Raw genomic sequence first — 425 nt, forward strand, 5'->3', positions numbered from 1 at the left:
GTCTCTTATACACAAATCCCTGCTAAGAAATTAGCGGGGATTTTTTTGAACTAAATCTCAATGTCATGATCAGATCTTCAAATCTTGTTTGAGGGCACATTATGATTAACGAACATACTCATTGGGCAAAACAACAATTCGGTAAATCGGACTTAGGTGATCCAAGAAGAACAGCGCGTCTGGTAAAGTTAGCATCAACGCTTGCAAATGAACCAGGAAAACCACTTGTGAACATCACTCAATCCCCCGCCGATATGGAAGGTGCCTACCGCTTTATTCGCAACGAAAATATTGACGCAACGGCTATAGCAGAGTCAGGCTTTAAAGCCACGGTTGAACAAGCAAAAAGTCATAACTTATTGCTCGCATTAGAAGACACGACCACACTAATTTATAAGCATTCCTCCATTCGAGATGATTTGGGT

1 protein-coding gene is annotated in these 425 nt (G+C 41.2%); it reads left to right on the top strand.

Going from position 1 to position 425, the window contains the following annotated elements; genetic code table 11:
* Positions 1 to 101: 101 nt before the first annotated feature.
* The coding region (locus tag AAEY83_RS12945) for an IS4/Tn5 family transposase DNA-binding protein (protein WP_351059326.1) at positions 102 to 425 on the top strand (324 nt) is incomplete at its 3' end.

Source organism: Psychrobacter sp. TB20-MNA-CIBAN-0197, assembly GCF_040309765.1.
Classification (GTDB): Bacteria; Pseudomonadota; Gammaproteobacteria; order Pseudomonadales; family Moraxellaceae; genus Psychrobacter; species Psychrobacter submarinus.